The organism is Tsukamurella sputi (genome assembly GCF_007858445.1).
In the GTDB taxonomy this organism is placed as follows: domain Bacteria; phylum Actinomycetota; class Actinomycetes; order Mycobacteriales; family Mycobacteriaceae; genus Tsukamurella; species Tsukamurella sputi.
In genome coordinates this window covers 1,033,339-1,059,543 of sequence record NZ_VIGV01000001.1, presented here as the reverse complement: position 1 = coordinate 1,059,543, position 26,205 = coordinate 1,033,339, and the positions used below count along the sequence as shown (strand labels likewise).

36 protein-coding genes and 1 tRNA gene are annotated in these 26,205 nt (G+C 70.6%); 14 read left to right on the top strand and 23 right to left on the bottom strand.

What is annotated here, in order from left to right:
• From FK268_RS05220 to FK268_RS05165, 13 genes are all read right to left on the bottom strand, one after another.
• The coding region (locus tag FK268_RS05220) for a major capsid protein (RefSeq protein ID WP_306461483.1) at nucleotides 1-463 on the bottom strand (463 nt) is incomplete at its 3' end.
• 11 nt (nucleotides 464-474) lie between these two features.
• Entirely contained in the window at nucleotides 475-852 is a 378-nt protein-coding gene (locus FK268_RS05215) for a DUF2190 family protein (protein ID WP_146431727.1), read from the bottom strand.
• A gap of 12 nt (nucleotides 853-864) precedes the next feature.
• Entirely contained in the window at nucleotides 865-1,275 is a 411-nt protein-coding gene (locus FK268_RS05210) for a hypothetical protein (protein ID WP_146431725.1), read from the bottom strand.
• Between the two features lie 94 nt (nucleotides 1,276-1,369).
• Nucleotides 1,370-1,759 carry a helix-turn-helix domain-containing protein gene (locus tag FK268_RS05205; RefSeq protein ID WP_146431723.1) on the bottom strand — a complete coding sequence of 130 codons (390 nt, stop codon included), beginning with the start codon at nucleotides 1,757-1,759 and terminating at the stop codon, nucleotides 1,370-1,372.
• A complete protein-coding gene (locus FK268_RS05200; RefSeq protein WP_146431721.1) occupies nucleotides 1,746-1,979 on the bottom strand; it encodes a hypothetical protein in 234 nt (77 codons plus the stop codon). Before FK268_RS05200 ends, FK268_RS05205 begins: the two co-directional genes overlap by 14 nt.
• Nucleotides 1,976-2,134, bottom strand: a complete 159-nt coding sequence (locus tag FK268_RS24135; RefSeq protein ID WP_158636045.1) for a hypothetical protein — start codon at nucleotides 2,132-2,134, stop codon at nucleotides 1,976-1,978. Before FK268_RS24135 ends, FK268_RS05200 begins: the two co-directional genes overlap by 4 nt.
• Nucleotides 2,131-2,415 carry a hypothetical protein gene (locus FK268_RS05195; protein ID WP_146431719.1) on the bottom strand — a complete coding sequence of 95 codons (285 nt, stop codon included), beginning with the start codon at nucleotides 2,413-2,415 and terminating at the stop codon, nucleotides 2,131-2,133. The genes FK268_RS24135 and FK268_RS05195 overlap by 4 nt, the downstream gene beginning before the upstream one ends.
• Nucleotides 2,412-4,499: a DNA primase family protein gene (locus FK268_RS05190; RefSeq protein WP_146431717.1), complete on the bottom strand. Its 2,088-nt coding sequence runs from the start codon at nucleotides 4,497-4,499 to the stop codon at nucleotides 2,412-2,414. Before FK268_RS05190 ends, FK268_RS05195 begins: the two co-directional genes overlap by 4 nt.
• The gene (locus tag FK268_RS05185) at nucleotides 4,496-4,906 is read right to left on the bottom strand and encodes a DUF2742 domain-containing protein (RefSeq protein ID WP_146431715.1); all 411 of its coding nucleotides are present in this window, start codon (nucleotides 4,904-4,906) and stop codon (nucleotides 4,496-4,498) included. Before FK268_RS05185 ends, FK268_RS05190 begins: the two co-directional genes overlap by 4 nt.
• The gene (locus tag FK268_RS05180) at nucleotides 4,907-5,086 is read right to left on the bottom strand and encodes a DUF6011 domain-containing protein (RefSeq protein ID WP_146431713.1); all 180 of its coding nucleotides are present in this window, start codon (nucleotides 5,084-5,086) and stop codon (nucleotides 4,907-4,909) included. It abuts the gene before it with no gap.
• A 5-nt stretch (nucleotides 5,087-5,091) separates the two neighbouring features.
• Nucleotides 5,092-5,841: a hypothetical protein gene (locus tag FK268_RS05175; protein ID WP_146431711.1), complete on the bottom strand. Its 750-nt coding sequence runs from the start codon at nucleotides 5,839-5,841 to the stop codon at nucleotides 5,092-5,094.
• Nucleotides 5,834-6,112: a hypothetical protein gene (locus FK268_RS05170; protein WP_146431710.1), complete on the bottom strand. Its 279-nt coding sequence runs from the start codon at nucleotides 6,110-6,112 to the stop codon at nucleotides 5,834-5,836. Before FK268_RS05170 ends, FK268_RS05175 begins: the two co-directional genes overlap by 8 nt.
• Nucleotides 6,109-6,387, bottom strand: coding sequence for a helix-turn-helix transcriptional regulator (locus FK268_RS05165; protein WP_146431708.1), 279 nt, complete (start codon nucleotides 6,385-6,387; stop codon nucleotides 6,109-6,111). The genes FK268_RS05170 and FK268_RS05165 overlap by 4 nt, the downstream gene beginning before the upstream one ends.
• A 94-nt stretch (nucleotides 6,388-6,481) precedes the next feature.
• On the opposite strand from FK268_RS05165, the gene FK268_RS05160 reads away from it, so the two are divergent.
• Both FK268_RS05160 and FK268_RS05155 read left to right on the top strand, forming a co-directional pair.
• Nucleotides 6,482-7,084 (top strand): DNA-binding protein, encoded by a 603-nt coding sequence (locus FK268_RS05160; RefSeq protein WP_146431706.1) that lies wholly within the window; start codon nucleotides 6,482-6,484, stop codon nucleotides 7,082-7,084.
• A complete protein-coding gene (locus FK268_RS05155) occupies nucleotides 7,074-8,258 on the top strand; it encodes a site-specific integrase (protein ID WP_158636044.1) in 1,185 nt (394 codons plus the stop codon). The genes FK268_RS05160 and FK268_RS05155 overlap by 11 nt, the downstream gene beginning before the upstream one ends.
• Nucleotides 8,259-8,313: 55 nt before the next feature.
• On the opposite strand, the gene FK268_RS05150 is transcribed toward FK268_RS05155, so the two are convergent.
• Nucleotides 8,314-8,387, bottom strand: a tRNA-Arg gene (locus FK268_RS05150).
• A gap of 81 nt (nucleotides 8,388-8,468) precedes the next feature.
• On the opposite strand from FK268_RS05150, the gene FK268_RS05145 reads away from it, so the two are divergent.
• Nucleotides 8,469-9,623, top strand: a complete 1,155-nt coding sequence (locus tag FK268_RS05145; protein WP_158636043.1) for a metallophosphoesterase — start codon at nucleotides 8,469-8,471, stop codon at nucleotides 9,621-9,623.
• A gap of 18 nt (nucleotides 9,624-9,641) precedes the next feature.
• Nucleotides 9,642-10,070 (top strand): DUF2510 domain-containing protein, encoded by a 429-nt coding sequence (locus FK268_RS05140; RefSeq protein ID WP_205124444.1) that lies wholly within the window; start codon nucleotides 9,642-9,644, stop codon nucleotides 10,068-10,070.
• On the opposite strand, the gene rnhA is transcribed toward FK268_RS05140, so the two are convergent.
• On the bottom strand, nucleotides 10,067-10,510 hold the full coding sequence (rnhA, locus tag FK268_RS05135) for a ribonuclease HI (protein ID WP_068528191.1): 444 nt from the start codon (nucleotides 10,508-10,510) through the stop codon (nucleotides 10,067-10,069). The two genes, FK268_RS05140 and rnhA, sit on opposite strands and share 4 nt — an antisense overlap.
• A 37-nt stretch (nucleotides 10,511-10,547) precedes the next feature.
• Here rnhA and FK268_RS05130 point away from each other — a divergent pair, with 37 nt between their 5' ends.
• The gene (locus FK268_RS05130) at nucleotides 10,548-11,147 is read left to right on the top strand and encodes a pyridoxamine 5'-phosphate oxidase family protein (RefSeq protein WP_146431702.1); all 600 of its coding nucleotides are present in this window, start codon (nucleotides 10,548-10,550) and stop codon (nucleotides 11,145-11,147) included.
• A gap of 1 nt (nucleotide 11,148) precedes the next feature.
• On the opposite strand, the gene FK268_RS05125 is transcribed toward FK268_RS05130, so the two are convergent.
• Nucleotides 11,149-12,165 (bottom strand): hypothetical protein, encoded by a 1,017-nt coding sequence (locus FK268_RS05125; protein WP_146431701.1) that lies wholly within the window; start codon nucleotides 12,163-12,165, stop codon nucleotides 11,149-11,151.
• 143 nt (nucleotides 12,166-12,308) lie between these two features.
• Between FK268_RS05125 and FK268_RS05120 the strand changes: the two genes are divergently transcribed.
• Both FK268_RS05120 and cobF read left to right on the top strand, forming a co-directional pair.
• Nucleotides 12,309-12,932: a TetR/AcrR family transcriptional regulator gene (locus FK268_RS05120; protein ID WP_158636042.1), complete on the top strand. Its 624-nt coding sequence runs from the start codon at nucleotides 12,309-12,311 to the stop codon at nucleotides 12,930-12,932.
• Nucleotides 12,929-13,687: a precorrin-6A synthase (deacetylating) gene (gene cobF / locus FK268_RS05115; protein WP_146431698.1), complete on the top strand. Its 759-nt coding sequence runs from the start codon at nucleotides 12,929-12,931 to the stop codon at nucleotides 13,685-13,687. Before FK268_RS05120 ends, cobF begins: the two co-directional genes overlap by 4 nt.
• A gap of 21 nt (nucleotides 13,688-13,708) precedes the next feature.
• On the opposite strand, the gene FK268_RS05110 is transcribed toward cobF, so the two are convergent.
• The 3 genes from FK268_RS05110 to FK268_RS05100 form a co-directional block, all read right to left on the bottom strand.
• Nucleotides 13,709-14,461: a S1/P1 nuclease gene (locus FK268_RS05110; RefSeq protein ID WP_146431696.1), complete on the bottom strand. Its 753-nt coding sequence runs from the start codon at nucleotides 14,459-14,461 to the stop codon at nucleotides 13,709-13,711.
• An 84-nt stretch (nucleotides 14,462-14,545) separates the two neighbouring features.
• Nucleotides 14,546-14,809: a hypothetical protein gene (locus FK268_RS05105; RefSeq protein ID WP_146431695.1), complete on the bottom strand. Its 264-nt coding sequence runs from the start codon at nucleotides 14,807-14,809 to the stop codon at nucleotides 14,546-14,548.
• Between the two features lie 68 nt (nucleotides 14,810-14,877).
• The gene (locus tag FK268_RS05100; protein WP_146431693.1) at nucleotides 14,878-15,630 is read right to left on the bottom strand and encodes a 3'(2'),5'-bisphosphate nucleotidase CysQ; all 753 of its coding nucleotides are present in this window, start codon (nucleotides 15,628-15,630) and stop codon (nucleotides 14,878-14,880) included.
• Between the two features lie 22 nt (nucleotides 15,631-15,652).
• Between FK268_RS05100 and FK268_RS05095 the strand changes: the two genes are divergently transcribed.
• From FK268_RS05095 to FK268_RS05085, 3 genes are all read left to right on the top strand, one after another.
• Complete coding sequence (locus FK268_RS05095; RefSeq protein WP_146431691.1) at nucleotides 15,653-16,525, top strand: DNA-formamidopyrimidine glycosylase family protein; 873 nt, start codon at nucleotides 15,653-15,655, stop codon at nucleotides 16,523-16,525.
• Nucleotides 16,526-16,591: 66 nt separating this feature from the next.
• Nucleotides 16,592-18,625 (top strand): iron uptake transporter permease EfeU, encoded by a 2,034-nt coding sequence (gene efeU, locus FK268_RS05090; protein ID WP_146431689.1) that lies wholly within the window; start codon nucleotides 16,592-16,594, stop codon nucleotides 18,623-18,625.
• Complete coding sequence (locus FK268_RS05085; RefSeq protein ID WP_146431688.1) at nucleotides 18,615-19,877, top strand: Dyp-type peroxidase; 1,263 nt, start codon at nucleotides 18,615-18,617, stop codon at nucleotides 19,875-19,877. Before efeU ends, FK268_RS05085 begins: the two co-directional genes overlap by 11 nt.
• A gap of 82 nt (nucleotides 19,878-19,959) precedes the next feature.
• Here the strand turns inward: FK268_RS05085 and FK268_RS05080 are convergent, their stop codons facing one another.
• Together FK268_RS05080 and FK268_RS05075 are read right to left on the bottom strand one after the other, a co-directional pair.
• Nucleotides 19,960-20,580 (bottom strand): DoxX family protein, encoded by a 621-nt coding sequence (locus FK268_RS05080; protein WP_146431686.1) that lies wholly within the window; start codon nucleotides 20,578-20,580, stop codon nucleotides 19,960-19,962.
• A 94-nt stretch (nucleotides 20,581-20,674) separates the two neighbouring features.
• Entirely contained in the window at nucleotides 20,675-21,178 is a 504-nt protein-coding gene (locus FK268_RS05075) for a hypothetical protein (RefSeq protein WP_146431685.1), read from the bottom strand.
• A gap of 92 nt (nucleotides 21,179-21,270) precedes the next feature.
• Here FK268_RS05075 and FK268_RS05070 point away from each other — a divergent pair, with 92 nt between their 5' ends.
• Nucleotides 21,271-22,044 (top strand): hypothetical protein, encoded by a 774-nt coding sequence (locus FK268_RS05070; RefSeq protein ID WP_146431683.1) that lies wholly within the window; start codon nucleotides 21,271-21,273, stop codon nucleotides 22,042-22,044.
• On the opposite strand, the gene yczR is transcribed toward FK268_RS05070, so the two are convergent.
• The gene (yczR, locus tag FK268_RS05065; protein WP_146431681.1) at nucleotides 22,045-23,493 is read right to left on the bottom strand and encodes a MocR-like transcription factor YczR; all 1,449 of its coding nucleotides are present in this window, start codon (nucleotides 23,491-23,493) and stop codon (nucleotides 22,045-22,047) included.
• A gap of 61 nt (nucleotides 23,494-23,554) precedes the next feature.
• Between yczR and yczE the strand changes: the two genes are divergently transcribed.
• The 3 genes from yczE to FK268_RS05050 all read left to right on the top strand — a co-directional run bounded on the left by yczE (nucleotide 23,555) and on the right by FK268_RS05050 (nucleotide 25,298).
• Nucleotides 23,555-24,286, top strand: coding sequence for a membrane protein YczE (gene yczE, locus FK268_RS05060; RefSeq protein ID WP_146431679.1), 732 nt, complete (start codon nucleotides 23,555-23,557; stop codon nucleotides 24,284-24,286).
• Nucleotides 24,205-24,942: an SDR family oxidoreductase gene (locus FK268_RS05055; RefSeq protein WP_146431678.1), complete on the top strand. Its 738-nt coding sequence runs from the start codon at nucleotides 24,205-24,207 to the stop codon at nucleotides 24,940-24,942. Before yczE ends, FK268_RS05055 begins: the two co-directional genes overlap by 82 nt.
• 128 nt (nucleotides 24,943-25,070) lie before the next feature.
• Complete coding sequence (locus FK268_RS05050) at nucleotides 25,071-25,298, top strand: hypothetical protein (RefSeq protein WP_146431676.1); 228 nt, start codon at nucleotides 25,071-25,073, stop codon at nucleotides 25,296-25,298.
• A gap of 21 nt (nucleotides 25,299-25,319) precedes the next feature.
• Here the strand turns inward: FK268_RS05050 and FK268_RS05045 are convergent, their stop codons facing one another.
• Entirely contained in the window at nucleotides 25,320-26,204 is an 885-nt protein-coding gene (locus tag FK268_RS05045) for an NAD(P)-dependent oxidoreductase (RefSeq protein ID WP_146431674.1), read from the bottom strand.
• Nucleotide 26,205 lies beyond the last annotated feature (1 nt).

The window sequence follows — 26,205 nt, the reverse complement described above, 5'->3', positions numbered from 1 at the left end:
CGGTCACGACGTCGTCGAGCGCGGCCATGAGGACCCGCATGGCCTCGTCGTCGATCTTCTTGGCGATCGTGTTCGCGAGCTGTGTGGTCTGCTGGTCGAGGTAGTCGACGTCGTTGCGGGTGCGGCGTTCGTCCTCGATGCGGAACTTGGCGCCCCAGTCCTTGACCTTGGCGAGCTTGACCTCGGGGTCGACGCCCTGCAGCTGCTTGTACTCGCCGCCGGGGGCGCGCTCTTCGAGGTCGCCGTCGAGGTACTGGTCGGTGGCGCGGGTGACGCTGTAGAGGATGCCGCCTCCGGTGACGCCCTGGCCGCCGGCGGGCCGGTAGAAGGCCGGGGCGACCATGAGGTTGTCGGCGAGCGTGGCGATGCGATCGCGGATGATGGTGGGCCGCGCGAGGGCCTGGTCGACGGTGAGTGTGCGGCCGTCGAGCGCGGGGACGAGCGTCGGGTTCTGTACGGGCATAGTCGTTTTCCTTACGCGAGGGGCTTGATCTCGGCGAACTTGCCGGAGGTGGTGGACGAGACGGCGAAGCCGATGACCTTGCCGGTGGTGGCCTTGACGACGGTGCCGCCGGCTCCGACTTCGACGTCGTCGCCTGCGGTGATAGCGCCGCCGGCGATGACGCGGAGGACGCCGCCGCTGTAGGCGACGACGAGGTCGCCGGTCTTGGCGTCGGATCCGGCGACGCCGAGGGTGCGGCCGCCTGGGGTGGCGTGGGCGACGGCGATGTTGCCGTTGCGGGGCCCGGAGACGCCGACGAGGTGCCCGAGGGTGATGTCGGCGGTGGCGCGGCAGGTGATTTCGTCGCCGTCGTCGTAGACGTACGGCTGGTACAGGGTGGTGCTGGGCACGGGGTGCTCCTTCTACTGGTGGTGTGCGCGGCGACGGCGTCGGGCGCGGGCCGCGGCCACACGGCGCGCGGTGGTCTGGGTGCGGCTGGCGGTGACCAGTTCGCGGATCTCGTCGAGGTTCCCCATCGCCGGGGTGGTGGCGCCGAGGAGCGCGAGCCCGTCGAGGACCCACGGCCAGCGGGTGCCGTCGGCGTCGATGTACCCGCGCACTGCCTCGATGGACCGGGACGGGTACGCGGTGGGCATGGCGTCGGCGAGCCATTGGGGTACGCCTGCGAGGTCGCCGACGAGGCAGGCGCCGCCCTCGGTGAGAGCGAGGTTCTCGATCCAGCCGAACGACGGCGCGCCGTCGTTGACGGGGTCGGCGTGGCCGATCTTGAGGACGGGCCGGCGGGCAACGTTCGCGGTGTAGGCGTCGAGCATCGCTGCGAGGTCGGCGGCGGTGAACGCGACAGGCCCGGTGGATGCGTCGAACTGGCCGACGCGGGCCAGCTCGACCCCCGGGATGGTGACGCGGCTACCGGGCGCGGCGTTCGGCGCGGCGAACCACGTCCTGCGCGGGGTAGAGCCAGCGTTCGCCGACGCGGTACGCGGGGACGGTGCCGCGGCGGGCGAGGGCGCGGGCGGCGTGGGGCTTGATCCCGAGAATCCTTGCCGTTTCGGCGCTGTCGAGGAGGTCATGCGGTAACGGTGTGCCAGATCCGCCGCTGTCGATGCTCTTGGTGACGCCCGCGTCACGTGTTGGTGACTCGAATCGGGCTGCCGCGTCACAGATTCGGGCGGTGAGGAGCTGCGCGGGCGGTGACCACGCCGCGTTCATCCGCGACGTGGCCGCCCGGAGCATCCCGGCGAGGAGTGTCACGTCGGCCTCGTCGAGGAGGACGCCGTCGAGGTCAAGGCGTTGCATCGCCAGCCGCCTCACGGACCGTGTGCCGTAGCGGGCTCGACACGCGGAGGTCGCGGCCGAGGTGGTGGACGATCTTCGACACCTGCTGCCGAGTGAAGACTCCCGACAGGCTGCTGCGGATACCCGTGGACTCGTCGACGCGGTGGAACGTGATCTCGATCTTGCCCTCGCGGGTCGGCCGCGATTCGATCCTGCAGGTCACTTCGTTGTTGTCGCTCATCGGACGGCCTCCGCTCCGTTCGGCTGCGCGGCAGGTCGCCGGACGGTCGTCTGGGTGGTCTTGCCGGCGCGCTGGGAGCGGATCGCGGCGCGGTGGCGCGCCTTCTTGCCGCGGGCGCGGCCCTTGTGGGTGGGCCACAGGTTCGGCGATTTCACTGGTCGGTCCCTTCGGGTCGGCCGCGGTCTGCGGCGGGGTAGGTCTGGGCGAGCTGCTCGCGCAGGGTGTCGATGCCGGCGTTGTGGACCATCGGGGTGCCGGCGCCGAGCACATGCAGAGCTTCGACGAGGGCAGGCACCGCTTCGAGGAACGTCATGTCGGGGTACGCGGTGTGGAGTTCGGCGAGCACATCGCCTTCGCCGGCGCCTGGCTGGAACGCAGCGAGGACGAACGCGGTCAGCAGGTGGCCGCGGCGGAGGTCGACGGGATGGTCGGTCATGCGGATTCCTTGGTGTAGTTCGGGTCGAGGGACCACTCCGTAGCGATGGAGGCCCCGCGCTTCAGGATGTGTGCGGCCAGGGCGGCGGACTTGATCGCCGAGCGGCCGTAGCGTTCGGAGCCTGCGGTGTAGACCTCCGAGGCCGGTACCCAGCCGCCGCGCTCACGGAGGTAGGTCACAATCCACTCAGGGCACGGCACGTACGTGGATTGCACGCCGTCTCCGATGGCCCATGTGACGCCGTCGGTGCGCTTCTCCGCGATCGCGATCAAGGGGCTCTTGGAGGCGACCTTGCGGAGGTTCTGGATACCCCAGCCGGCGGCCTCACCGAGCGGGTACACCACGGCGCTGTCGGCCGTCATGTGGCCCTCAGCGATGAGTCCACGGACGTGACGTTCGAACCACTCACGACATGTTCGTGGCGGGCCAGGGTGTTCGTCGGGTACGGCGTGTAGAGCCCGCGCCGGAGGTGTTTCGTTCTCCGAAGCGTTCTCCAGAGGACTAACAATTGGGTTTACCCCTGATACCCCTGATACCCGCTGTTCAGAGGGTATTTCGGTAGCATCTGCCACCCCTGCTACGACAGGATCGACCGCGGCGGCGTGACTGGCGGTATCCAGGATGGGCAGCTGCTCGGAAATACCGTCTGAGCTGGGCGTATCAGGGGTATCAGGGTTCTTCTCAATTGTTAGTGCTTTGGAGGGTTCTTCGCCTCGCTGACGGATACCTCGGTACCCCGTCTTCTGCGCTCCCCGTGGCCCGGACTTCGCGGCCTGCAGTCGATAGCCCTGCATCGGTGCGGCCGCGACGAGATCCCGGGCGAACACGTTCCGGCTGCCGGGTGACTCCCCGGCGACCTCGCACCACGCTCGCCACTTGCCGTAGAGCATGTCGGTGGACATCCAGCCGGTCATGTCAGGCTCGAAGCCCTCGTCGAGGAACATCGAGATCGGCGACGCCAGCGCAGTCAGTGCGTCCCGCTCAGCCTTCGATCCGTCGGACTCGGTGAACCGGCCCGCCGCGATCAGACTCTCCAGCCCCGCCAGTGCCCAGTTGAAGATCCCGGGCAGCTCCGCGTGCAACCGGGCCTCGAGCCCCTTGTCCTCCTTGCCCAGGAACGACTGCGTGGTGCGGGCTACGAGGAACCGGGAGGCGATCGCACCGGAGGCGTCACCGAACCGGGGCAGCTCGTTGGACAAGATCATGAACCGCGCGCCGATCTTCCCCGTCCACGCCTCCTTGTACTTCACGTCCACGGTCAAGTTGTCCTCACCCGTGATCGTCAGCAAGCGCTCGACAACCTGGCGTTCACCGCCGCGGCCCACTCGGGCGTCGCCGATGACGGCGAGGGGCTTGCCGATGATCGGGGTGATGCCGAAGTGTGTGCCGATGTCGGCCATCGTCGGCGCTGCCACATGGCGGCGGCCTCCGAGTAGCTCGATGAGGACACGCACGATGGTGCCCTTCCCCGATCGGGGAGGTCCGGGGATCATCATGGCCTTCTGGAAGTCCGTGCGACCGGAGAGGACGTACCCGAACCACTGCTGCAGCATCGTGATCGTCGCGGTGTCGTGCCGCCACACCGAGCCCAGGAACCGCAGCCAGTTCGGTGCCTGCGCGGCGGCGTCGTAGTCGAACGGGATGCTGATGGTGTTGAACATCGCCGGGGTGTGCGCGATGATCTCGCCCGTGGGGATGTGCAGCAGGCCGTTGCGCATGGAGATGTACTCCCGGGCCGGGTGGCGATCTCCGGGGGTGATCCAGGTAGGGGCGTCCCGGTCCTCACGGAGGTAGACCGCTGAGCGCATGGCATCGAGGACGTCACCGACCTTGCGGGTGGACGGCGCCCAGTCGACGATGCCGTCCTTCTTGTGCTCGAACTTCGCGCTACGGAGCGTGTCGTACAGGCTCGCGCGGATCGAAGACTGCGGCACCACCGACCACACACCCGCGTGCCAGGCGTAGAAGTCGCCACGGTGATGCGTGAGGGTCTTGCCCTGCGCGGTGGTGTGCACCTCCTTGATGAACCGGTCCGCGACATCGAGCGGCGCGGACGGCGGCGGCCACATCTTCTCGTCGGTCACGCTGCAGAACTCCTTCGTGCTGGGGGATACAGAAACGGCGCCTGAGCGGCCTCAGCGGCTACGTGCCGGGCGCTCGACGCGGGTGTGGGCGTGGTGTCTCGAACGCCTTCCGCAACGGCCTGGGAGGCGTCGGACAAGGCGTCCTGCCGGACCTCGGTGTGCAAGGCCCACAACAGGGCGGCAACGAGGACGCCGACGAAGCGAACCTGCTCGTCGGGCTCGTCGATCCACTGCGGGCTGAATGCCGGCGGTGGGGCGCTCGGGCAGTTCTCGAGGAACGGTGCGATCCACCGCAACGCGATCGAGAACGACACCTCGCGCGAGCCGGCGCGGGCCGAGCCCGGGGTGGGCAGGAGGTTGTTCTCTGCTGCCCACGCCCGGATGCTCTCGACAGTGACCTTCTCCATTTACGCCGTCTTCCTGGCACACACCGGGCCGATACCACGCACCCGGGATGCCTTAGCGGTCAGTGGTGCACCGCAGCGTGAGCACAGCGGCACCAGGGCCCAGCCGTTGCCCATTGCCTCGAAGATCTGCGCATCGGTCGCGGCTATCCGGCCGGCGGGAAGATCGTCGTCCTCGATCACGGCGACTACACCTCCGCCCGGGTGAGCTTCTCGGCCTCGTCATCGAAGACCTCCATCGCTCGCGTCAAGGCGGCGATGAGGTCTGCGGCCTGCTGCCGCATACCCTGCAGGTCATCGCCGTCGAGGAACTCACGGAGGGTTTCGAGGCTCGGCGTCAGGGCTCGCAGCGTCCACTCAGCGGTGGGCGCGGTGCCGTCGTCGGGCCGGTAGTCGAACCGCTCCGGGACGAGGGACACATCGCCAGCCCGGACCGTCGCGAGGACTTCATGCCGACCGGTGCCGGGATCGACGAGGGGCAGCGACTCGGCCGGCGTACGCACCTTGTCCGGCACCTCGACGGCCACCGTGCTCGGCGTGCCAACCGTCCACGTGGCGTGCCGTGCCTGGTCCTGCAGAGCGGTGGCTCCCGCTTCGATGAGGTGCTGCCCGAAGTAGATCGCGGCCTCCGGGTCCAGCGTCATGTTCCCGTAGTCGCGGCCAGCGCCCCATTGGAAGAACACGTCGTACGACAGGGAGGGTTTCCCGAACCGGCTCTCGTTGTTCGCTGCCCGGGTCAGCGTGAGGTAGGTGTTGGAGTCTTGCGGGCGGTCGTTGACGGAGATTCCGTGCATCCAGCCCGACTCGACGGTGTGGTACCACTCGCCTTCTCCGGTGGTCGGCAGCGCGGGGATCTCGGCGAGCTTCTTGAGCCAGTCCGTATGCGCGTTGTTGGAGATGGGGCGACGGCGCGGTGCGCGTTCTGTATCGTTAGACATGATCGTTTCCTCGCTGGCTGGTGATGGTTCGGTCAGAAGTCCCGGTGCTGGTCTTGGCGGAGCGCACCGGGGCTTTCTGCTGTTGAGGGGTCGGATTTGAGATCGGACCCCGGTCTGTCGGGCGGGTGTAGCGTCGGGGGCCTTCGAACTCATCGGTGCCGAGGCCGGCGTCGGCGTGGTCTTCGAGCCGTCGGTAGCGGTTGTCCACCTCGGCGGCGACTGCGGCAAGCCACAGCGCGGCGAGGAAGCCGAGGAACATCGGGTACGTCATGCTGCGTCACCACCGACGGACTGCGCGTTCTCCCACGCGATGACGTCGGACAGCTTGTAGCGGCAATGGCGCCCGAACTTCGAGAAACGTGGTCCGAAGCCGCGCACAGCCCACGTAGCGAGGGTCTGTACGGGGACGCTGAACCGCTCGGCGACCTCCGCTCGGGTTAGCCAGATTGGCGTGTTCTCGGCACGCGGTTCGGGCTGACGATCCTCTACGGCACGTTCGGCAGCGGCCTCTGCTGCGAGCGCCTCGATCTGGGAAGTGGTGGACATAGGACCTCCTGACACTTATCGGAATCCAGTCAGAACCTGACGGATACTCGTCACGCTACACGACGCTGACGGATTTACAACTATGCTTGACGACATGGCGACAGACTGGGCCTCTGAACAGGCCAAACGTGTGGGCAAGAAGATCAACGATCTCCGAGGGAAGCGGTCGGCGCAGTGGTTGTCAGACCGGACTGACGAGCTGGGCATGCGGGTCGCGCGGACGACGATCAGTGAACTGGAGACCGGGCGACGGAAGCATGTCACGGTCGCGGAGCTATCCATCCTCGCTGCGGCACTAGACACGGCGCCGGTCGCCCTGCTCTACCCGGGTCCATACGACGCTCCCGTCGACGTTCTCCCGCAAGTTAAAGTCACTGAACTGGATGCAGCGCAATGGTTTTCAGGAGTGCGGACCATTAGCTACACACGGGACTTGTACGCAGACGAGGACGCCGCCGAGGCGGCCCGCAGACTCATCCTCGGCGACGGATCCAGCCTCGAAAACGCGATGCAGAACTTGCGACTGCTCCAACGCTGGCGCGACCTGGACGACGCGCGATCGGCCAAACTCCGCGGCCTGCGCGAGCTGATGAGGGCCAAGGATGACCTCAAGGCTCGGAAGGTGGCCGGTGACTCCATCCGCCACAGCGAGGAACTCATCGAGACCCTCGAAAGCGAGCTGCTCGATGGCCGGTAGGCCGCCGCTACGGATCGGCGCTCACGGCAAGATCACCCGCACGCAACTCGCCCCGGGGAAGTGGCGCGCGTACTGCCGATACCGCGGCACCGACGGCGTCACCCGCCCCGTTGAGCGCCGCACGCCCGACGGTGTCGACGACGAGTACGGCAAGGTCGCCGAGGATGCGCTCCTTGATCACCTGCAGCAAGTCGGCAGCCGGAACACCAGCTCGATCACCACCAGCACGCTGGTGCCGGCGCTCCTCGATTCCTACCTCGCTCGTGCGGAGACCTCCGGCGACTACGCGCCCCGCACCATCGACACCTACCGAGACGGCGTCAGGATCCTCAAGCGCGTAGCGGCCGGCGTCCGCGTCGGAGAGCTCGACGCGGCACTCGCGCACGATCTCCTGCAGGGCATCGAGCGGGACCACGGCGCCGCTCGCGCGAAGCAGTGCAAGATGCAGCTCCGCGCGATCATCCAGGACGCGGTCCTGGCGCGTGCGATCCCCACGAACCCGATCAACGACCTGCCGGCGGTCCGTAAGTCCCGGCGCAAGACGAAGCAGACGAAGGGGGCGCGCCCCGTCGACGGTGCCGACCTGCCGCGGCTGCTCAAGCGCGTCCGTACCTCGCACCGCTGCCGCCGCTGGGACCTCGCCGACGTGATCGTCCTCGCTGCGGCGACCGGCGCGCGCACGGGCGAGCTTCTCGCGCTCCGCTGGTCCGACATCGACCTCGAGCAAGCGGCCGTCACGATCGAGGGTCACATCTACCGCGCGACCGGCCAGGGGCTCACCTGGGAGGCCGGGACGAAGGCCGGCACCGGGCGACCGCTCGCCCTCCCGACGTTCGCCGTCGCGATGCTCAAGGCCCGCAGGGAGCGCGAGGGTATGCAGTACGGGTGGCTGTTCCCGTCGGCCGTCGGCACGCTGCGGGATCCGTCGAACGTCGCCGGGCAGTTCCGGGACACTCGGCGGTACCTCGGGCTCGCCGACGACGTGACGCTGTACTCGCTGCGCAAGACGGTTGCGACGGCCGTGGACAGCGCCGGGCTGTCAGCTCGAATTGCCGCTGACCAGCTCGGACACGCGAAGCCGTCGATGACGCAGAACGTCTACATGCAGCGGAACACGATGCACCGTGAGGTTGCCGCCGCACTGGATCGAGCCGCAGGCGTAGCCGCAGAATAAACGCAGAGTCGCCGGTGCCCGGGCAGGTGTTGCCCGGTATTCGTAATGGTCAGAGTGCCCCCGACAGGAATCGAACCTGCGACCTGATCTTTAGGAGAGATCCGCTCTATCCGACTGAGCTACGGGGGCGTGCGGCACGATTCTAGCCACGCGCGGCCCGCCGGGTACATTCGGATGTCCGAGTTCGCGTTCTCACAGGGGGTCCGTCGCGTGCCCAGCGGCATCATCGTCGTCCTGGTCCTCGTCCTGACGGCGCTGGCCGTCGTGCAGTGGCGCGTGGTGCGCCGGTGGCCGTCGCGCCCCGCACGGATCGCGGGCACCGCCGGTGTCGGCCTCGCCGCCGTGCTGACGCCCGCCGCCTTCGTGGGTCTCCTCGCGGGCGCGGGCTACATCGACCCCGACCGGGTGCGCTGGATCAGCGCCGTCGGCCTCACCTGGCTCGCGACGGTCTTCTACCTGCTGCTCACCCTGCTGGTGCTGGGTGTGCTGTGGGTGCTCACCCGTCTTGTCCGGCTCGCCCGGCCCGGGTTCGACGGTGCGCCCCTGCTCCGCGTCGTCGCCGTCGTCGGGGCGGTGGCCGCCGTCGGGACGACGCTGTACGGGCTGGTCGAGGCCGCGACACCGCGGGTCACGCACACGCAGGTGAAGCTCGCGTCGATGCCATCCGTGTTGGGAACGGTCCGGGTCGCTCTGATCACCGACATCCACGCCGGGCCGGTGCGCACCCGGGCGTTCGTGCAGGACGTCGTGGACCGGACCAACGCGGAGCAGCCCGACCTGGTGATCCTCGGCGGCGACCTCATCGACGGCACCGTCGCCCGCATCGGCGACGATCTGACACCGTTGCGGCAGCTCCGCGCCCCGATGGGCGTGCTGGCGGTGACCGGCAACCACGAGTACTACGCCGGCGACGCCGTGAACTGGGTGCAGCGCTGGCGCGACGTGGGAGTGCGGCCGCTGACCAACGGGTCGGTCCGGCTGTGGCGCGACGGCGCGAACGGTGGCGCCGCGATCACGGTGGTCGGCGTGAACGACCGCAAGGGCAGCCCGCCGCTGGCCGCGGACTACGACGCGGCCTTCCACGGCGTGCAGCGGTCGGAGTTCGTGCTCGCCGTGGCGCATGAGCCGCTGCAGGGGCGCGAGTTCGCCGAGCGCGGCGCGGCTCTACAGCTCGCCGGGCACACGCACGGCGGCCAGCTGTGGCCCTTCCGGTACTTCGTCACGCTGCAGCAGCCGGCGGTCGCCGGGCTCGAGCAGGTCGACGGGATGCCCGTCTACACCAGCCGCGGCGCCGGTGCGTGGGGGCCGCCGGTGCGGGTGGCCTCGCCGCCCGAGATCGCCATTCTGGAGCTGAGCGCGGCCTGACCGGCGCATGATCGGGGCATGGCCGGTCGGATGAAGGTGCGCGCGAGTACCGATGTCGGCCCTCTGCGCGTGAGCGTGGCCCCGGCGGCGCGGCGGCGCGCGCCCGCGACGAACGCCTCCCGCCGCGTGCCGGTGTTGACGCTGCCCACCGCCGTTCCCGCGCGGCTGCCTCTGCCCCGCAGGGCGGAGCTGCCGCCGCCCGTCGCGCCCGCGGGCTGGTACCCCGATCCGGCCGGCTCCACGCGGATGCGCTGGTGGGACGGCGCGAAGTGGACCCGACGGTTCGCCGCGCCTCAGGCCGCGAGGGTCACCGCCCGCGTGGCCGATGCGCCGCCGAAACTGCGTCCGGCCCGCCGCGGCCGCGTTCCGAAACTCGGGTTCTTCGACGGTCCGAAGCCGAATCCGGCCTCGGTGCCCCGCAGAACCCGACGTTCGGAACGGGGCTAGGAGTCGCGCGCCTCCTGGGCGCCGCGCGAGGCGAGCTGGTCGGCGAGTTCGTTGCCCTCGTTGCCCGCGTGCCCCTTCACCCAGCGCCAGTCGATCTCGTACTGCGCGGCGGCCTGTTCCAGGCGCTGCCACAGCTCGGCGTTCTTCACGGGCTGCTTGGCGGAGGTCTTCCAGCCGTTGCGCTTCCAGCCGGCGATCCACTTCGTGATGCCGTTCTTCACGTACGAGCTGTCGGTGTACAGCACCACCGGCATCGGCCGCGTGATGGCCTCGAGCGCCGAGATCGCGCCCATCAGCTCCATGCGGTTGTTCGTGGTGTCCTTCTCGGCGCCGTACAGCTCCTTCTGGTGCTCGCCGAAGCGCAGCACCGCGCCCCAGCCTCCGGGCCCGGGATTCCCCAGGCACGCGCCGTCGGTGTAGATCACGATCTCGTCCGCCACGAGGAGCCATCCTAGCGGGGCGGTCTACGGTGAATCCGTGGCGAACAATCACTACCACCACCTGGTCTTCGGCGACGACGCCCTCGAGCGGCAGCGCCGCAACGGCAGCTACGTGGCCTACGGCCGCCAGCTCGAGCGCGACGACGACGGCCCGCAGGCCCTGACCGACCGCGAGCTGCTCATGATCTCGCGCGCCGACCAGTTCTGCCTCGCCACCGTCACCCCGCACGGCTGGCCCTACCTGCAGTACCGCAGCGGCCCGGCGGGATTCGTGCAGCACGACCCGGAGACCGGGCGGCTCGGCTTCATCGACCTGCCGGGCAACAACCAATTCGTCACGCTCGGCAACCTGGCCGAGGACGACCGCCTCGCGATGTTCTTCGTGGACTACCCGCGGCGCGTGCGGCTCAAGGTCTTCGGGCGCGGCACGGTCCGCGAGAGCGAGCAGCGGCGGGTGATCGAGGTGTCCGTCGAGGCCTTCGACTGGAACTGCCAGCGCAGCATCATCCCGCGCTTCGACCGCGAGTACATCAAGCAGCTGGGCGAGGCCTATCAGAAGGTCGCCGCGGAGCGGGAGGCCGAGTTGCAGGCCGAGATCGATCGCCTGCGCGCCCGCGTCGCCGAGTTGGAGGGCTGAGTCACAGCGGCTCGGTGGGGGAGTCGTAGCGCGGGTCGTAGCGGGGGATCGCCTCGGTCTCGGGCTTCGGCGAGACCTTCACCGGGCGCGGCGGGCGCTTGACGATCTGCGTGTGCTGCTCCGAGGGCACCACGGGCCGGGACTCCGGCTGCGGCGGCACGGCCGACGGCCAGTTCCGGTCCCAGTCCGGCTGCGGCCGGCGGCGGGCCACCGGGGCGACCGCCGTCCGGGTCTGCGCCTCGGGCACCGCGTCGGGCGCGGGCGTGGGCGGCGGCAGCGCGACGGGCCGGGCCCAGACCTGCTCGACGGGCGGGAACCGCTGGTCCGACGGTGCGTGGGGCGGTACCGAGGTGCCGGATGCCGGAGCGGCGTGGGGCGGGGGAACAGGCAGGAACGGCGATACCGGCGGGTGCGGTGTCTGCGGCGTGGGTTGCGCGACGGAGCCGGCGGTGGACCGTAGGGCGAGGAGCGGGACGAGGGATCCGAGCACGGCGACTGCGGCGGCGGCCAGGGCGACGAACTGGCCGGGGCCGCCGGTGGTGGTGACGGTGAACTCGGCGGCTCCCACCCGGGTGGTGTTGGTACCGACGGGGACGACGAGGGCATAGCCGGCGACGCCGGCTGCGAAGGCGCCGCACGCCGCAGCGATGAGAGTCAGGGGCCGCCGCAGTCGCACGGGCCCGAACGCGGCGAGTCCACCAGCTACGAGCAGCGCCGCACCGAGCACCACGATCGTCCACCCGGCCCAGGCCGCGTCGGACGAGACGGCCACCGAGCCTTCCCGCTCAATAGCGCCGGCCGCCGGACCCGTCGCGGTGAACGCTACTGATCCGGTGCCGGTGACCTCGGCGTGCACATCGAGATTCTTGCCGAACAGGCTCGCCAGGTCGGGCTTGACGGTGAACCAGGTCAGAAACACCGAGGCGATCAGGCCGGCGGCACCGACGACGGCGAGCACGAGCCCGGCGATGCGCGGCACGGTGCCGGATCGCGGCGTGGCGGGCGTGGAATCGGGCATTGCGGTCCTCCTACGGCGTGATGTCGGCAACGCTAGGACCGGGCGGTTGGCGACCGCTGAAGTCCCGCTGAATCGATGGCTACCGACGGGTACACTGGGCGGATGACACAGCGACGCGTTTTCTGTCCCACGGGGACGGCGGAGTGACCGCGGCGCTACAGGCGACCGACGATCCGAAGGGTCGCGCGAAGACCCGGCGCAGGCTGATCCGCGCGGCGTACCTGGTGTTCGCGCAGCACGGCTACGGCTCGACGAACGTCACGATGGTGTGCGAGGCGGCGGGCTTCACCCGCGGTGCCTTCTACTCGAACTTCACCAGCCTCGAGGAGCTGTTCATCGAGGTCTGGCGCTTCCACGTGCAGTGGATCATGGACGTGATGGCCAAGGTCGTCGACACCTACGTGGTGCAGGGCGCCGACTACGGCAAGCTCATCGAGATGGCGGTCCGCGCGATCCCGGTCAACGAGCGCTGGCAGCGCGTCAACGGCGACTTCGTGGCGCTGTGCACCCGCACCCCCGAGCTCAACCAGACGGTCCGCGACGCGCAGCAGATGCTCCTCGCGAACATGATCCCCACGGTCATGCACGTCCTCGAGGCCGCCGGGCGCCGGGTGACCAAGCCCGAGGCGCTGGGCTACGCCCTGCTCGCGGTGCACGAGGGCACCGCGTCGTACTGCGTGATCGACCCGGACAGTGAGGTTCTCAAGCAGAACCGCATCGACCTGCTCACCGCCACGCTGAACATGTACAGCGAGCCGATCGCGTGACCCGCACCGCGCTGGTCATCGGCATCGGCGCCGGCGACCCGGGGCACATCACGGTGGGCGCGATCGACGCGATGCGGGAGGCGGACGCCCTCTTCGTCCTCGACAAGCCGACCGCGGGCACGCTCACCGGGATCCGGCAGGAGATCGTGGACCGGTACGCGCCCGGTGTCCCCGTCGTCCTCGTCCCCGATCCGCCGCGGGACCGTTCGGCCGAACGCGGCGCCTCCCGGCCCGACGGTGCCTACGCCACCAACGTCGCGGCCTGGCACGACGCCCGCGCCGCCGCGCTGGCGCAGGCGATCGCCGAGCACGTCCCCGGCGGCGGCGCGGCGGGCTTCCTGGTGTGGGGCGACCCGTCGCTCTACGACTCGACGCTGCGGGTGCTCGAGCGGGTGTCCGCGACGATCCCGCTGGCGCCGAGGGTGATCCCCGGGATCACGAGCGTGCAGGCGCTCACGGCCGCGCACGCGATCCTGCTCAACCGGGTGGGCGAGCCGATCCACATCACCACCGGTCGTCGCCTGCACGAGGACGACGGCCGCAACACCGTGGTGATGCTCGACGCCGATTGCACCTTCCGCGAGACCGCCGAGCCGGACGATCACATCTACTGGGGCGCCTACCTCGGCACGCCCGCCGAGATCCTCATCGACGGTCCCGTCGGCGAGGTGGGGGAGCGCATCGCCCGCACCCGCGCCGAGGCGCGCGAGCAGCACGGCTGGATCATGGACGTCTACCTGCTCCGTCGGCCGTAGACTCCCCGCGGCCGCTCGCCGTCAGGCGGTCAAGACGCCGTTGAGCAGGCGGGCCAACCGGGCGCCGCCGAGGCGCAGTTGCTTCTCCAGGACGGGCGTGTACTTCGCGACGTACGCGGAGTCGATCGTGGACGACGCCGGGTACACCGTGACGGCGATGTCGCAGCTCGCCTCGGCCCAGGCCACAGGGTCGGTGCTGCCGGGATCCGGTGCGGGCAGGGCGGCCACCGCGGCCGGCGTGGCGGCGGTGAGCAGGCCCGAGTCCCACAGCGCGTGCAGGTTCGTCGACTTCCCGTTGTAGGTCACGACGGTGCTGTTGCCGCCGCGATCCTTGGCGTAGCCGGTGTGCAAGGGCTGCTCGATGTCGCCGACGAAGTGGACGAGGTACTTCAGGGCGTTCGCACGGTCGGTGCGGGACTTGCTCCGGTCGGCGAGGATCGCGGTCTGATTCCGGATGGCGTCGATGACGTTGCTGCCGCCGTTGCCGTTCACCCCGGCGTTGTACTTGCAGCCGTTCTCGCCCATGTTGATGTAGTGCCAGGGTGCGGTGGCGGCCGATCGCGTGTCGTCCGCCCACGACGCGACGCTCGCGAGGTTCCCGCCGTCGAGGAGGGACGTGGCCTGCGCCGCAGCGGTCGGGGTGAGTTCGGCCTGGGCGACGTCGGCGACGATCCGGTGGCCCTCGACGCCCCACGCGGAGGCGGGCCCGGCGGCGACGGTCGCCGTCCCGGCGACCAGGACGGCGGCGACGGCTCCCACAGCGATTCGTTTCATGGCGTAACGATCTCGCATCGGCGCGTCCGCGGCAATCGGAGCCGCACGGGTTCGCCGATCCGTCACACAGCCTTCACCTCGTGGTCAGGCCGGCCAGGCCTCGAGGCGTTCCCACGTTCCGAAGGCGGGCGCACTCGCTCGCCGGATCACGAGCCCCGTCGTGCCGACGAGGCTGCGCGGGTCGTAGTCCTCGATGTCGCAGCGCGCGGCGCCGGCGTCGACCGGTACGTCGTCGGGGAAGTGCCCGTCGACGATCACCAGCGGCGCGAGGTCGGTGAGGTCGTTGCGGACGCTGGTGCGGGCACCGTCGCTGCGCCGGAAGACGCCGGAGTTCTCTGCGGAGGTCACGATGCTGTCCTACCAGCCTTCCGGGCGGGCGGCAGCGCATGCGACCGAGACGCGCGCGGAGAGCGCGATCAGTTCAGCGCTGCGAGCACCTTCTCGGCCAGCTCCGGGCGGCAGACGACCAGGTCGGGGAGGTACGGGTCGGGGTTGTTGTAGGTGAGCTCGGAGCCGTCGAGGCGCGAGCAGTGCAGCCCCGCGGCCCGCGCGACGCCGACCGGCGCGCACGAGTCCCACTCGTACTGGCCGCCCGCGTGCAGGTACACGTCGACCTGCCCGGTGACGACGGCCATCGTCTTCACGCCCGCGGAGCCGAGCGAGACCGGAGTGAGCCCCAGCTGCTCGGCGACCCGGAACATGCCCGGCGTCGCGCGACTGCGCGACAGCGCGAGATTGCCCGTCAGGGCGCCGGTGGGCGCGGTGACGGTGTCCGAGCGGAACACCCGGCCCATCGCGGGCAGCGAGACGGCGCTGTGCACCGGCCGGCCGTTCTGTGTGAGCGCGACGTGCACCGCGTAGTCCGGGCGGTGCGCCGAGTAGTCGCGGGTGCCGTCCAGGGGATCGATGACCCACACGCGCTCCGCCGACAGGCGCGCCGCGGAATCCTCGGCCTCCTCCGAGAGCACCGCGTCCTGGGGGCGGTACCGGCGCAGGACGCGCGCGATCCAGGCCTGCGCGAGGCGGTCGCCCGTGTCGCCCAGCACCCCGTCGTCGAGCAGGGAACCGTGCCGGATGGCCTGCAGGATCCGCCCGGCACCGTCGGCGATCTCGGCCGCGAGCTCGATGTCGGACAGGGCGCCACCGTCGGAACGGCCGAAGAAGGTCATACCCCCACATTAGATTGGAGCCATGCCGGAGCTTCCCGAGATCACCGCGATCGCGGACTACGTGGGCGCCAAGGCCGTCGGCACGCAGGTCCGGCGGGTCGACGTGGCCGCCCTGTCCGTGCTCAAGACCTACGCGCCGGGCCCGCACGATCTGGTCGGGGCCACCGTCACCGGCACCCGCCGGATCGGCAAGTACTTCATCCTCGACCTGCGCAAGGCCGACGAGGCCCTCGCCCTCGTCGTGCACCTCTCCCGGGCCGGCTGGCTGCGCTGGTCCGACAAGCTCTCGCCGACCCCGCTCAAACCCGGCGGCAAGTCGCCGATCGCGCTCCGCGTGCACGTCGGGCCGGAGGGCGAGGGGTTCGATCTCACCGAGGCGGGCACGCAGAAGCGGCTCGCGGTGTGGATCGTGCACGATCCGCAGGAGATCGAGATGGTCGCGACGCTCGGGCCCGACGCGCTGGCCGTCACCCGCGACGAGTTCGGCGCGATCCTCGCCGGCTCGCGCGCCCAGCTCAAGACCCTGCTGCGCGATCAGCGCACCATCGCCGGCATCGGCAACGCCTACTCCGACGAGATCCTGCACACCGCCAAGCTGTCGCCCTTCGCCGCGGCGAAATCGCTCGACGAGGCGCAGGCCGATGCCCTGTACGCCGCCATGCGATCCGAGCTCGAGGACGCCGTGCAGCGGTCCGTGGGGCAGCACGTGGCCACGCTCAAGGCGGAGAAGCGCTCGGGGATGAAGGTGCACGCCCGCACCGGCAGCCCGTGCCCCGTCTGCGGTGACACGGTGCGCGAGGTCTCCTTCGCGGACCGGTCCTTCCAGTACTGCGCCACCTGCCAGACGGGCGGCAAGGTGCTGGCGGACCGTCGGATGTCCAAACTGCTGAAATGAGCCCAAACCGCCCTGAGGGTAGGCATCACTTTGTGGTCTGCCATAGGCGTGCCTTACCTTCTAGGGATGAACTGGGGTGATGCCGTCCCGAACTTCCTCATCGGCCTGCGTGAAGGTCTGGAAGCGGGACTGATCGTGAGCATCCTGCTCGCCGCCGTGAAGAAGTCGGGCGGTTCGCGGGTGCCGGTGTGGTTGGGCGCGCTCGGCGCGGCCTCGTTGTCGGTGAGTTTCGGCGCGGTGCTGACCTTCACCACGTCGGAACTGTCGGCCACGGCGCGCGAGGTCGTCGCGGGCACGCTGAGCGTGCTCGCGGTGCTGCTCGTGACGATGATGATCTTCTGGATGCGGCGCACCGCGGCGTCCCTGTCCAAGGGGCTGCGCGGCGACGTCGAGACCGCGATGGCGCTCGGCGCGGGTGCGCTGGTGCTCACCGCCTTCTTCGCCGTCGCGCGCGAGGGGCTGGAGACCACGCTGTTCCTGTGGACCGCCGCGCGCGCCTCGGGCGATGCGGTGGGCCCGGCCGTCGGTGCGGCCCTGGGCCTCGCGGTCGCCTTCGGGATCTGTGTACTGCTCTACCGGCAGGCGGTGCGCCTGAACCTGGGCACCTTCTTCCGGTACACGGCGATCCTGCTCATCGTGGTGGCCGCGGGCGTGCTCGCCTATGGCCTCGGTGATCTGCAGAACGCCGGAATCCTCCCCGGCCGCTCGTGGATCGCCTTCGACCTGACGCGCAGTATCAGCACCGACTCGTGGTGGGTCGCGCTGATCGGCGGCATCACCAACCTGGCGCCCAAGATGACGGTGCTCCAGGTGTTCGCGTGGCTCGCCTACCTGGTGATCGTGCTCGGACTGTTCCTCGGCACGAAGCCCGCGCCGGCGACGCCGGAGGAGAAGGGCCGGTTCGAGGCCTGGGCCGCGCGCCTCGCGGGCACGCGCACCGGGCTCGCGGCCGCCGTCGTCGTGCTGGTGCCGCTGCTGGTGGCGGGCCTGATCATCGCGATCCTCCCGGCCAAGCCGGCCGCCGCGGGCGCCGTCACCGTCACGGAGGCCACCTGCGCCAAGGGCTTCACGGGCGCCTCCGCCGGGCAGCAGCGCATCACCGTCACCAACAAGTCCGGCAAGTCCGGCGAGATCACGCTCGTCGACAGCGGCGGCGCCGTCGTCGGCGAGATCGAGACCCTCGGACCGGCCACCACTGCGGACCTGTCGGCGACTCTGGGGGGCGGCGGCTACCAGTTCGTCTGTTACCTCGCCGGCCAGAAGGAGACCCGTTCCGAGCAGTTCACCGTCTCCGGTGGCGGGGCCGACGCGCCGAAGCCCGTCGCGCGGGTCACCAAGGGCGATCTCGACGGCGCGAATGCGAAGTACCAGGACTACGTGCTGACGGTGCTCCCCGCCGTCGAATCGGCGCTCGCCCGCGTCAAGGGCGCGCTCGGTGGCGGCGACACCGCGGGCGCGAAGGCGGCCTGGCTCGACGCGATGACCGCCTGGGAGAAGGTCGGCGCCTCGTACAACAGCTTCGGCGCGGCGGGCACCGCCGTCGCCGGCCTGCCCGACGGCTTCGCCGACGGGGTGCGCGATCCGGAGTTCTCCGGCATCCGGCGGATCGAGCACGGACTGTACGGCGGCGAACCGTCGGCGGCGCTGACGGCACAGGTCGACAAGACCCTGGAGGCGCTGGCCACGGTGCGCAAGGACCTGCGCACCGACGAGATCGCGGGCGATCCGATCACGCTCACCAAGCGTGCGCAGGAGATCCTCGAGGACGCCCTGCGCGATCACCTCACGGGCGTCAGCGACCAGGGCGCGCACGCCGGTTACGCGGCGACCGCCGCCGATGTCGAGGCCACCCGCGCCGTGCTCCGCGTGCTCGAGCCGCTGCTCGCGCCGCGCGTGCCGGACCTGCTGCCCACGGCCCGTCGCGAGCTCGACGACATCGTGAAGGCCCTCGACGCGGTGAAGCGGCCCGACGGTTCCTACCCGCCGCTCGAACAGCCCGCGCTGGCGCTGCGGCAGAAGATCAACGGCACCGTCGGACAGGCTCTCGAGACCCTGTCCGCCGTGCCCAACCTCCTGGAGATCCCCAAGCATGAGCGATAACGATCAGCGTCCGGCGGAGGAGTCCGGAACCGGCCGGCGGAGGTTCCTGCAGGGCGCGGCGGTGGGCGCCGTGGGCGTCGCCGCCGTCGGCGGTGTGCTGGCCGGGGGCGCGCGCAGCGATGCCGCACAGTCCTCCGGTCCGACGGTGCGCGATTCCTACCCGTTCGAGGGCGAGCACCAGTCGGGCATCCTGACGCCGCCGCCGGCGGAGAAGCAGGCGGCGCTCATGGTCGCGGCGTTCGACGTGATCACCGACCGCGCAGGGCTGGAGCGGCTGCTGCGCACCATCACCGACCGTGCGCGGTTCCTCACCGCGGGCGGCACTCCGGCGAACCTCGGCGTGGGGAAGGCGCCGTCGGACAGCGCGGTGCTGGGGCCCGTGGTCCCGGCCGACGGGCTGACGATCACCCTCGGCGTGGGCGCGTCGCTGTTCGACGACCGCTTCGGACTCGGCGGGAAGAAGCCGGCGAAGCTCAAGCCGATGACGGTCTTCCCCAACGACCAGCCCGATCCCGCGCAGATGCACGGCGACCTGGTGCTTCAGTTGTGCGCCAACAACCCCGACACCGTGCACCACGCGCTGCGCGACATCGCCAAGCACACGCGCGGCTCGATGCAGCTGCGGTGGAAGATGCAGGGCTACGGCGCGCCCCCGCGGCCGGAGGGGTCTTCGCGCAACCTGCTGGGCTTCAAGGACGGCAGCGCCAATCCCGTCGGCTCGCAGGCCGAGGAGCTGATCTGGGTGACCGGTGGCGGAGAGCCGGCCTGGGCGCACGGCGGCACGTACTTCGTGGTGCGGCTGATCCGGATGCTGGTCGAGTTCTGGGACCGCGTCTCGATCGCGGAGCAGGAGGGCATGTTCGGCCGCCGGCGCGATTCGGGCGCCCCGCTCGACGGTGCGGCCGAGGCCGACGAGCCCGACTTCGCCGCCGACCCCGAGGGCGACGTGATCCCCATGGACTCGCACATCCGTCTGGCGAACCCGCGTGAGGGCGAGAAGACGGAGAAGCAGCGCCTGGTGCGCCGGTCGTACAACTACGACCTGGGGCTGGACATGAACGGCAACATGGCCTGCGGCCACGTCTTCCTCTGCTTCCAGCAGGACGTGGAGGCGCAGTTCGAGGCGGTGCAGAAGCGCCTGATCGACGAGCCGCTCACCGATTACGTGACCCCCTTCGGCGGCGGCTACTTCTTCGCCGTCCCCGGGGTGCGCGGTGACTCGGATTTCCTGGGCGCCGGCCTGTTCCGGTAGTACGACGACGCCGCCGGACCCAGGGTGAGGGGTCCGGCGGCGTTCGACTTCTCGCGGCCGGTGAGTGCCGCGGCGGCGGGGACTACTTGATGAGCTTGTCCGCGCCGTCGTTCTTGCCCGTCTCCGGGTCGTAATCGCCGAGGATGACATCGCCCTCCGCGGACTCCTTCTCGATCTCCTCCGAGACGGCCTCGGCCTGCGCGAGTGCGGCGTTGCGGCGGGCGATGGTGATCGCGCCGCCGGCGACGGCGCCGCCGAGCGCGACCACGGCGAGCCACGGCTTGTTCAGGCGATCGCCCAGCAGGTGGTCGACGGAGTACTTGCCGGGGCCGGTCAGAGCCAGCGCGGCGGCGGCGACACCGAGGGTGATCGGGTACTCGTTGCCACCGCTCTGCGCTGCGAAGCCCTGCGGGCGGTGCACCTCGGCGGCGACGAGCATCGCGCCCACGCCGCCGGCCGCGGCCAGCGGGGTCGCGGCGCCGAGCGCGAGCGCGGCACCGGCTAGTTCGCCCGCGCCGGCGAGGGCGGCGTTCGGCTTGCCGGGCGCGAAGCCCATCGACTCGAAGCCCTGGCCGGTGGCCTCGAGGCCGTGGCCGCCGAACCACCCGAACAGCTTCTGCGAGCCGTGGTACGCGAGCGCGCCGCCCACGGCCGTGCGCAGGGCGAGAAGTCCGAGGTCACGTGCGGTGTTGTTCTGTCCCATGGGGGTGGTCCCTTCCAGCGGAGGTCGTCGGTTCTGCACGCTACAACCGGACCGCGGTCCCAGTGATTCCGGGGAGTGGCGAATGTGTCCGACGTCACTGCGGGTCGACAGGTGCGGAGCGGTGGTAGTTCCGGACGTGGCGGTAGCTGAGAGCCATCGCGCCGTTCGCGGCGACCGTGTACACCCCGAACGCCACGACGTCGAGCATCGTGGGTCCGCTGTGACGCAGGAACACTCCGGCGGTCAGGACCGCCAGTATCGCGGCGCCGATAGCGGGCCCCGTGGCGACGCGACGCGGCGTAATGAGCGCGACGAACGGCACCCATGTGCCGTCTCGGTTCATCGCGTAGTAGGTGGGTCGGCCGTCGCGCCGGCTTCCTGTTCCGATCGCCTGTGCAACGCATCCCGCCGTCGAGACGACGAAGAGGCCGATGAGGACGGCGGTGGTGGTGGCGCGCGATGCGGGGCTGACTGCCCAGGTCCAGGTGATCGCGGCGGCGTAGGCGGCGTACACCGTCAACGTGGTGTAGACGATCCACGTCGCGGAGCGGCTCCCGGGAGGAGGGCCGTAGTACTGCACCAAGGATCCGAAGGTCACGGGGACAATCTACGGTCTGGAATCCGGCGCGGAGTGATCGATCTGCGCGGCATGTTCGAGATCTGCTATCTACGGGCGACTATTTTTAATCCATGAGGGTGAAATCCGCGGTCGTGCTGTTGGTAGCCGCATTGATCTCGGCGTGTACGCATGACGCCGTTGTTGACTACGGGACCCCGCCCTCGGCATCCTCCACGGCGTCCTCGCTGTTTTCGCCGGCGGCGGATCTGGACCGCGTCCGGGACCTCGTCGTGGGGACCTGGGTGCGCACCGAGTCGCCGTCAGAGATCTGGGATCGATACCTCATCGATGGCACTGCGCAAACTCTGGACTTCTCCGGGCGCGTCCTCGGGTCGCACCGCTGGGAGCTGGTCTCGGTGACCGAATCGGACGGGGTGACCGTGGCTGCGGTGCAGACCGAGGGGGACCCGCGCACCCGCATGCTCATCGGCGCGATCGACTGGACGGCGATGACGCTGACGATCCCGAATCGCGGGACCTCGTACCACTATCTCCGCGTGCAGCCCTCGCTCCTCGCCGGGTGGTACGGCGGCCACGGCCGCGGTCTTACCGTCCGCGCGGACGGCACCGGTACCGGCTATTACCGGACTTTGTGCGACGACGCCGGCGCGAACTGCGCGAGCGATGTCACGTACGACTTCGTGATCAGGCACGAGACCCGCGGCGAGGGTTTCGCCACAGGGACGCAGGTCATCACCGCCGCGCGACCGCCGAGTGCGGTGTCCCTCGTGCCATCGGACGTACTCCGGCTGGACTCCGCTACGGACATCGTCTCGACCTCGGCATCCGGCGAGGGCGCAGCCTTCTGCGGCGCCCGCGCCCGCCCCTCCGCGTGCGGCGCGTAGTCACACCACGAGCTGCCGGTCCAGGTCCGTGCCGCCCGTCGCCCCGCCCGTCGCCGAACGATAGGCCGCACCCACGAGTTCGATCGCGCGCTCGAGTTGGTCGGCCGGCAGCGTGTACGGGACGCGGAGGTTGCGCTCCAGGGCACCGTCGACCCCGAAGGCGGAGCCGGCGGCGATGCGCACGCCGAGCCCCGCGGCGGCGGCCGCGGTGGCCGTCCCGACGGGGCGTGGCAGCGTGACCCACAGGCACAACCCGCCGACGCCGGGGGAGACGGTCGCGCCGGGCAGGTGTTCGGCGACGGCCCGCAGCGCGACGTCCCGGGAGGCCCGCAGCGAGTCGAGCCGCGCCGGCAGGAAGTCGGCGAGGTGGTCGAGGGCGTAGCCGGCGGCGAGCTGCTCGAAGACCGCGCCCGCGAGGTCCATGTCGTAGCGGGCCGCCGTCATCGAATCGGGCGCGGACTCGGTGCGGATCCACCCCACCCGCAGGCCCGCCCAGATGGTCTTGCTCGCCGAGCCCAGCGTGATGATCCGAGCACCCCGAGGGGCGAACGCGGCGACGGGCGGGGGCGCGGGCGCGTCGAGGGCCAGCTCGGCCATCGTCTCGTCGACGACGACGGGCACGCGGTAGCGCGCGGAGATCTCGCAGAGCCGGCGCCGCCCGGCCTCGTCGAGCAGCAGTCCGGTGGGGTTGTGGAAGTCGGGGATGGTGAAGATGATCCGCGGATTCTGCTGTTTGACCACCGCCTCGAGCTGGTCGAGGTCCCAGCCGTGCTCCGGGTGCAGGCCCACGGCGACGGGCCGCGCGTTGTGCCGGCGCAGGGCCAGGATGGTCCCGTGGTGCGTCGGCTGCTCGACGATCACGCGGTCGCCGGGGTGCACCACCGTGTCGAGGACGACGCGCAGCGCGTGCTGCGCTCCGGAGGTGACCAGCACCTGCTCGGAGTCGGTCGGCAGGCCGCGGTCGGTGTACCGGCGCGCGATCGCCTCGCGCAGTGCGCGCACCCCGTCGGGGTAGAGGCCGATGCCCGCGAGGTACGGCGGCGCGCACTCGAGGGCGTGCCGGTAGCCGTCGTGGACGATCTGATCCGGGGCCGACGGTGCCGCGATGTTCAGCCGGATCAGGTCGGCCTCGGGCCCGGTGTCCGAGGGCTCGGCGGGCACGACGTGCGGCAGCGTGAGCACGCTGCGCGCCCCCTGCCGGGACTGCAGGTGACCGCTGTCGCGGAGCTCGGCGTAGGCGGCGGTCACCGTCGTCCTGCTGACCTGGAGGTGGGCGGCGAGGGCGCGCTCGCTCGGCAGTGCGGTCCCGACGGGGACCCGCCCGTCGAGGACGAGCAGGCGCAGGGCTTCGGCGAGCGCGAGGTAGGCGGGGCGCGGACCGTCGGGCTTCCAGGAGCCGAGCTGACGGGTCAGGGCGGCCGCGCCGACAGTGCCAGTTGAGGGGAACACCAGGCCAGTATGTCAGAACTGGCTATGGATCATCAGTCCACTGGGCGTCACAGTGGACGACATGATGATGCGACTCGTGAAGCTCTTCGCCGGACTGTGGCTGTACGGCACCGCGATGGCGGCGATCGTGCGCGCGGGCCTGGGCAACATGCCCTGGGACGTGCTGCACCAGGGGATCGCCCGCCACCTCGGCGTGTCGGTGGGCGCGGTCATCATCGTGGTGGGCCTGCTGGTGCTGCTGGCCTGGATCCCGCTGAAGGAGCGACCGGGCTTCGGCACGATCGCCAACGTCTTCGTGATCGGGATCGCCTTCGACGTCATGTCCCCGTTCTTCCCGGCCTCGCCGGCACTGCTGATCGCAGTACCGATCCTGCTGGCCGGGATCGCGGCGAACGCCTTCGCGACGGTCCTCTACATCGGCGCCGGAATGGGGCCGGGCCCGCGCGACGGCCTCATGACCGGGTTGGTGCGGCGCACGGGCCTGTCGGTGCGTCTCGTGCGCACGTCCATGGAGATCGCCGTGGTCGCGATGGGATTCCTGCTCGGCGGCAATCTGGGATTCGGCACCCTGCTGTACGCGGTGGGGGTCGGCCCCCTGATCCAGATCTTCGCGCGCACGGGTCTCGGCGGCCCGGCGCTGGCCGCCGGCGGCGACGCGCACGGCACCGTCGAAGGCGGCGACGGAACCCACGGTGTGGATAGGGTGGGGGAATGCGGATCCTCATCACCGGAGCCAGCTCCGGTCTCGGCGAAGGCATGGCTCGGACGTATGCGGAGCGCGGCGAGGACGTAGGGCTCCTGGCCCGGCGCCTCGACCGGCTCGAGGCGCTCCGTGCCGAACTCACGCCGCTGCCGGACGCGGGCGCCGTGGAGATCGGCCGGCTGGACGTCACGGACTTCGACGCGGTGCCCGTCGCGATCGCCGACGTCGTCGAGCGGCTCGGTGGTCTCGACCGCGCCATCGTCAATGCCGGCATCGGCAAGGGGGCGCCGCTCGGCACCGGGAAGGCGCACGCCAACCTCGAGACGATCCAGACCAACCTGACCGGCGCGGTGGCGCAGGTCGAGGCGGTGCTCGAGGTCTTCCGCGCGCAGGGCCGTGGCCACCTGGTGCTGATCAGTTCCATCGCGGGACAGCGCGGCATGTCGAAGGCGCAGGCGGCCTACTCCGCGAGCAAAGCCGGGGTCACCGCCTTGGGGGAGGGGCTGCAGGCGGAGTTCGCGGGCAGCGACATCAGGGTCACCGTCATCAAGCCGGGCTTCATCGACACCGACATCAACAAGGACGTGAAGACCTCGATGAAGTCCTCCCTCGACGCCGGTGTGAAGGCGCTGGTCAAGGCGATCGACCGCGAGCCCAAGGAGGCCGCCGTCCCGTCGTGGCCGTGGACGCCGCTGGGCGCGGTGCTGCGCCACGCGCCCGACGAGCTCACTCGCAGGTTGGTCTGACGGCCGCCCCCCACCCGGGCGGGGTAGGGGCTCAGCCCTGAGGCGATTCCGCAGAACCCGGGGGTTCGGCCCGGATGTGCCGTCGCCTCGTCGTCCCTAGCGTTATCGGGGACGAAAGGTGGTGCGAAATGCGCACATTCATCAAGACGGCCACGATCGCCTCCGCAGCCGGAATCGCTCTCATCGTCGCGGCGGCTCCCGCCCACGCCGACCCTGATGTCAGTGATTACGCCCGCGGGAGCATCGGCGAGAGCTGCGCCGGATACCCGACGGGCAAGCTGGCCCTCGAGCGCAGCCAGGGCTTCGTGCTCAGCTGCAACTCGGACGGCACGTGGCAGATCCCGAAGTCCTCGTGATTCCTCCCGAGTGTCGTGGACCTAGCCCGCACCCGGCGTCCGCTCGGCGATGAATCGCCGGGTGACGGCCATGTCGCGCTCGCCCAGCCCGGCGTCCACGATCTCCTGGAACTCCGCCAGCAGCGCGGGGAGCAGCGCCGCCTCCGTGCCGGTGGCGGCCGCGACCTCGGCCCCGGACTTCAGGTCCTTGAGCAGGTACTTCGCCATCCCCGACGGCGCATCGTCGCCGGAGACGAGCTTCTCCTTGCGCGTGTCCAACAGGCGCGAGGCTGCGTAGCCCCCGCCGAGCAGGTCCCACATTGTTCGCAGGTCGATGCCCGATCGGTCGGCCAGCACCGTCGCCTCACCCAGCGCGGCGATCGTCGCGGCTACGACGAGCTGGTTGCAGGCCTTGGCGACCTGCCCGGCCCCCAGCGGTCCGAGCCGCACCGGGGTGCCGCACGGCGCCAGGACCGTCGCGGCCAGGGCGCAGTCCTCCTCGGTGCCGCCCATCATGATCGACAGCGTGCCGGCGATCGCGCCGTCCTCGCCGCCCGAGACGGGCGCGTCGACGACGCGCACGCGGCCGCCGGTCTCCCGGTCCAGACGGTCCGCGAGCGCCCGCACCCCGGGTGCCGACGAGGTCGAGCCGATGAGGAGCAGCAGGGGGCGGTCGCCGTCGAGCAGCCCGCCCGCGAGCACCTCCTCGACCTCGGGCAGGTCCGGCAGCATGAGCAGCACCACGTCGGCGACCGCCACGAGCGCGGCGGCGTCGGCGTGCTGGACGGCACCGTCGGCGACCAGATCGGGACGCGGCCGCCGGGCCGTGATGTGCACGGCGCCGTGCCCGCGCAGCAGGTGCCGCGCCATCGGGGCGCCCATGGCGCCCAGCCCGATCACCCCGACGACGGGGCGCTGCGTCGTCATG